General features: G+C 39.6%; 5 protein-coding genes. All 5 read right to left on the bottom strand.

The features are described from left to right. Positions 1–64 precede the first annotated feature (64 nt). Positions 65–943: a class I SAM-dependent methyltransferase gene (locus GBI66_RS04740; RefSeq protein WP_151715329.1), complete on the bottom strand. Its 879-nt coding sequence runs from the start codon at positions 941–943 to the stop codon at positions 65–67. Between the two features lie 95 nt (positions 944–1038). Next, the gene (locus GBI66_RS04745) at positions 1039–2559 is read right to left on the bottom strand and encodes an NAD(P)/FAD-dependent oxidoreductase (protein ID WP_151715330.1); all 1521 of its coding nucleotides are present in this window, start codon (positions 2557–2559) and stop codon (positions 1039–1041) included. A gap of 93 nt (positions 2560–2652) precedes the next feature. Continuing rightward, entirely contained in the window at positions 2653–3477 is an 825-nt protein-coding gene (locus GBI66_RS04750; RefSeq protein ID WP_005212933.1) for an SDR family oxidoreductase, read from the bottom strand. A 38-nt stretch (positions 3478–3515) separates the two neighbouring features. Next, positions 3516–4490, bottom strand: coding sequence for a metal-dependent hydrolase (locus GBI66_RS04755; protein ID WP_005187543.1), 975 nt, complete (start codon positions 4488–4490; stop codon positions 3516–3518). 204 nt (positions 4491–4694) lie between these two features. Continuing rightward, the gene (locus GBI66_RS04760) at positions 4695–5654 is read right to left on the bottom strand and encodes a metal-dependent hydrolase (RefSeq protein ID WP_151715331.1); all 960 of its coding nucleotides are present in this window, start codon (positions 5652–5654) and stop codon (positions 4695–4697) included. Positions 5655–6000: the final 346 nt, after the last annotated feature.

Genomic DNA, 6000 nt, shown 5'->3' on the forward strand with positions numbered 1-6000 from the left:
AAAAGCCCTTTAATTCGCGGTATAGAATTAAAGGGCTTTTTATTCTGTTTGTACAGGATAAAAATTAAGTTTTGATCAATTGCAGATGCAACATATGTGTCGCAACCGTATGACGGATATGATCTGGCCGTCCCTGAAAATAACGTTCAGTTAATCCATCCCCTGATAGATCCTCAGTGACGATATACCCCATTTGTTCTACTGCCTGATGCAATGTCTTTGATCTAAACTGCCCTTTTAATGGTTCTTTTAAAAACCGAGTAAATTGCGACACAAACAAGGTACCTAAACGCTCTATGCCCTCCAACTCTCGATAGTCAACCGAGTAATCCAAGACCACTTCGCTTCCCTCTGCCGCTATTTGAGAAATACTTGCCAACGTATTTAAGGTTGTTGCTGGTTCTAGATAATGTGTCGTCCCTAACCATGAAAAAAAAGCAGATTGATCCTGCTTAAAGGTACTTCGTGCTAAAGCATCTGCAATTGATTCTTTTTCAAAATCAATCGCAACAAATTCAACATTCGCTGGAAGTGCGCCATATTGGCGTAGTTTGCGTTGTTTTGCTGCTTGGGTATCTGGATGGTCTACTTCAAATATTTTTAACCGTGGGTATTTCTGGGCCTGTCGTAAGGTAAAAGAATCTAGGCCTGCTCCTACGAGCACATACTGTTGAATCCCCTGCGCCATTGCTTGTTCAAGTAAATCTTCCGCATATCTTGAACGCCCAACCACCTGTCCAGTCAACAAACCAAAAGTACGGTTAAACACAGCGGAGTTCATTACTTTTACAGTTAGCGGAGTGGTTAACAGTTTCTTCCAGCCCTTACTGGTTAGCTCAAATGCAAAAGGGTCAGAAAAAACTGGATTTTCAGCATTTTGAAAATGATTGGCACGTAATGCTGCAGCTGCTTCAGCCGTACGACTCGATTGTCCTTCTTTCATTTTAATTCCCCATTTTTATTGCTATCTTGCAAAAAATAAGCAGCAAATTCCATCGCTAGACAAAATTTACTGCTTATTAATGACTAAATTAAAAATTATTTAGTTTTTTCAGTTTGATAGGTCACTTGATAATCATTTAAGTCCATACGTTTCAAACGTTGCTTTAACTTTTTCAATGACCACGGCCATGCAGCAAAGTTACGGCCATTGGCATCCAAGTAGTAACTCTTACATCCACCCGCGTTAAACACCGTAGTTTTAAGATGTTTTTGCACGAGCTCATTATGATGCTTGATCACTTCAGGCTTGATGTTCAGCTTGGCGATGCCTTTTTCTTTGATTTTCAGTAGGCCATCAACGATATAATCAAGTTGTGCTTCAGCCAAACCAATGAATGAGTCATACACCAAAACATTTGGTCCTAAAACCAAGAAAGCATTCGGGACATTCTCAATACTGGTACCTAAATACGCTTCTGGTGAACTGCTTTTCCAAAGATCATTCAGGCATTCGCCTTTTTCATTTGAGACACGTTTGCCAATCGGTGGATGAGACACCTCAAAGCCTGTTCCCCAAATAATCACGTCCACTTCATGACGTTCACCATTCGCAGACACCACAGTATTACCTTCTACTTTTACCAATCCATGTGGAATCAGTTTGGTATTCGGTTGTTGTAATGCTGGATAGTAATTGTTGGCGAACAATAGACGTTTACAGCCAATAGTAAAGTTCGGTGTTACGTTTTTACGTAATTCAGGATCTTCAATTTGGAAACGTAAAATCAATTTCGCCAATTCTCCAACAGGCTTAAGTACTGCTGGGTTACGTAAACCAAAATTGATCGCATTTAAAGACTGAGCAACTGTTTGACGCCATGTCTTTTGAATCAATGGAAATTTTTCAATCAGGGCTTTACTGACATCACCTAAATCAGTGTCGGGCTTTGGTACCACCCAAGGAGCTGTACGTTGATAGACATACAACTCTTTTGCCAAAGGCTGAATCTGAGGAACAAACTGAATCGCAGAAGCACCGGTTCCAATCACAGCAATACGCTTGCCAGTTAGATCGTAATCATGGTTCCATTTCGCAGAATGGAACATTTCACCTTTAAAGGTTTCCAAACCTTCAAGTTTTGGAATTTGCGCCTCGGTAATTGGACCCGTTGCAAAAACCACAGTTCTCGATAAGTTTTGACCTTTATTGGTATCAATCACCCATAGATTGCGCTCTTTATCCCATGCTGCATTCAATAGCTCTGTACCAAATTCAATTTTTGAGCTGACATTAAAGTTTTCGCTCACTTCTTCTAAATAGCTCAGAATCTCTGGCTGACGAGCGAACAAATGACTCCATTTTGCACTTGGTGCAAATGAATATGAATACAACGCCGATGGTACATCACAGCCACAACCTGGGTAGGTATTTTCGCGCCAAGTTCCCCCTACGCGTGTCGCTTTCTCAATGATCTTGTAGTTGCTATAACCTACTTGATCAAGACGAATTGCAGTTGCGATACCCGAAATCCCCGCGCCTACGATAAAACTATCATAGATGTGTTGTGGTAAAGCCTTTCCTTCAGCTGAGTTTAATTTTTTTGCTTGAGCTGTCATTTAAAAATATCCTTTATTCGTTCAACTGAAATAAGCCTGTCGCTAATCGAGGTTCATCTTATTTCAGTATTTAAAATCTTTTATCCGAGGCAATTACTTCATAAATCGGTACGATGTGCCTAAGAATTTTGCATATAAATTGGGTGCAGTACGTTTCATTAACCAAAACAACTTGGCATCGATTTGTGGAATGGTATAAAGCTCACCTTTATCCAAACGATCCAAAGTCAGTTTGGCCACCTTGTCACTGGTGGTAAAAGCCAAATTGGTAAGGGCATAATCTAAAAGCCCTTTATGCGGGACTTTGCCATTTTTAATGATATTGGTCGGGACTAAGGTTGGACAAAGCACATTGACCTTGATATTCGATTTTCGCAGTTCAGCCGAAAGTGTTTCTGACAAGGCACGAACACCTGCTTTAGATACGTTATAGACGGTCATTTCTGGTGCAGCAGTATAAGATGCAGCGGAAGCCACATTAATAATTGCACCATGTCCAAGTTGTTTAAACTTCGGTACAAAAGCACGGCAGCCGTGGATTACACCCCATAAATTAATATTCATGCACCAATGCCAATCTTCAGAAGACATTTCATCAAACTTGCCTCCTAGCCCGATTCCTGCATTATTAATCACCAATGTGACTGGATTCTGCATCAATTGTTGGGCCTGTTCTGCCAACTGATTGACTTGCTCTTCTTTGGCCACATCACATTGCACAGCAAAGGCTTTGGCTCCAAGTGCCTCAACTAAACTGACTGTTTCTTTTGCTGCATCAAGGTTAATGTCCGAACACACCACTGTGCCGCCACGTTTTGCCAGTTCAAGTGCAAAACTACGACCAATCCCGCTTCCTGCACCAGTCACCACAGCAAATGCTTTTTGGCTTGGCTTGGATTTTTTCCCGAATAATTTCATCTTTGTTTTCCAATCTTTTCGTATGGATATGGACCAAGTTATGCAGTTGCTGCACGTACAGGTGGTACAAACTCTTTAAGGAAATAAGGACTTAATAAACCTGTTTCAGGGTTTAATAAACGTTCTTTGTAATACGCCATATACGCCGTAGTGTCATGGTCATTGGGATGAAAACTTGGGCGTAAATATTCAAGAATGTGCATAAAGCTACTTCCAAATACCCCACGCTCGCTACCGAACAGTAAAGCTGTGCTTTCCACAATATCTTTCATATAACGAGGATTAATCAGGTTGCTCGGCTTACGTACAAACGGCATTAGATAACCACCCAATGACACACCACCTAGGATGGTTAAGCTTGCCAACAAGAAACCTGTAATTCTGAGCCAGTAATTACCGGATAACTCAAGAAAGACATCGTACGCAATATCTTTATGCTCAGACTCTTCCAACATATGCCACATCCACATGGCACGCTGTCTTTCGTCTTGAGAACCCAACAGGTATTCTTCGTGCTGCATCATGAATTCGGCAAGTACAGCGGTATAATGTTCAATGCCTGCCATCAATGAAAGCTGTAACGACTGTGGAAGTTTATAGATGCCATATTCGAAAACTTTCCCTGCAATTGCGCGAAGGAGCTCAACTGGATAACCATTTTCTTTCAAGACTTCATCATTAAACTGATTGTGGATTTTTGAATGAATTGCTTCTTGTCCAATCAAAGATGTGAGTCGTTGTTTTAAAATCGGATCTTCAATAAAGTCACGATGATGACGTGCAGTATCAATTACTACATCTTCACCAAAAGTGAGAAAGATGGATAAAGCATGAAAATAAGAGGTGGCAAGCTCTTTATTTAAAAAGAATCTTTCATCCAATTCTGCTGGATTGAATTTAAAATCAAAATGGCGAATTGGAATCGGTGACTTATTCGCAAGATTTTGAATAATGCCCTGATATTTGCTACTGAGTTTGTCTGAGAAGACATTTCGAAGAACTTGAGCGACCATATCTTGATCCCCTAAAACTGCATTACAACTTAAAAGGCTTAGCCAATTTGTATATCTCTACATACAGCGACTGGATAAGATTGCTTGGTTGCATAGTGCATGACGACAATATAGGCAACAAGAACCAAACTGCTCATCGCACGCTGAGCTTTTCTGCCAATTCAGCGCACAATGACATGCATACTGTGCATACTTAATTCAGCATTAAGCCGCTTGTACCTTTGGTGTAAACTCTTTCACAAAGAATGGATGCAATGCACCGCCCTCGGATAAAAGTTTCTTTTCGTAATATTCAAAATAAGCTGTCGCATCATGATCATTTGGATGAAAATCAGTACGTAAATAATCAAAAATACGACCCTGAGTACTTCCAAAAACACCATCCTTCGGACTAAAGATCAGCTTGACGCCACGTCTTGCATCTTTCCAGAATTTCGAAGTCAACATTTCTTGTGGCTTACGTAAGATAGGTACCATGGTTGCTGAAAACGGGATCAATCCAAGAATGGTGAAATAAGCCAAGAAGAAGCCTGAAACACGTAAGGCATAGTTACCATTCAATGTTTGATAAACATCATAGGCAACATCTTTATGCTCTGATTCTTCAAGCATATGCCACATCCATAATGCACGTGTTTTCGCATCATCAGAGAAATAGAAATTCTGCTCATGCGCCATCATGTACTCTGCCAGTACAGCAGTAAAATGCTCAATCCCAGCCATCAATGACAGCTTCAAAGGTTGCGGGAATTTCAAAAAAATGTGATCAAAAAATTGTTCACCCAAGAAACGATAGAGTCTTACTGGATAATCCAGTTCAACAATTGCATCATTAAACTCATTATGTAGTTTGGAATGGATTGCTTCCTGACCAATCAATGAAGTCACACGCTGTCTTAAGATTGGGTCTTTCAATTGATCACGGTGGTGACGTGCTGTTTCAATTACCAAGTCTTCGCCATAAGTCAAAAATACTGACAGTGTCGCGAAGAAAATCGTAGCGAATTGATTATTCATATAGAATGAGAGATCAACTTGTTTCCCTTCAAATCCGATGGCCAAGTGACGAATTGGAATACTTTTTTTACTCGCAAAATCGATTTGCTCAGTTATTGGGTTAGATTTAAATAAACTTAAACCTTTCTTTAATGTGCTGCTAATCATGGCTACACCTACCTACTTCACTTGAGCGTCTTTTGCCCTTTTACATTCTTTGAATATGGTTCATCTCTTTTCGTATTTCTAAAAAGCAAGCGCTAGGTTACGAAAAAATATTCGGGAGATCTATTTAAACCATTTCCTCTACTAAAATTAGAGTAAACCGATCTTATGTTCGGATTCAATTCGGGTAATTCTCGACGTTTTAGCAGATAGATTTTTCATAAAACTTGTTCGTTTTTCATTTTTTAAAATAGAAATAAGCAAAACTTAATTTTATTTTTTGTATTTATTATCAAATAGATAATTAAAATTAAAAACAAAAATTATTGATGTAAATCCGTATCTGTCT

Source organism: Acinetobacter sp. TUM15071, from assembly GCF_008980925.1.
Classification (GTDB): domain Bacteria; phylum Pseudomonadota; class Gammaproteobacteria; order Pseudomonadales; family Moraxellaceae; genus Acinetobacter; species Acinetobacter dispersus.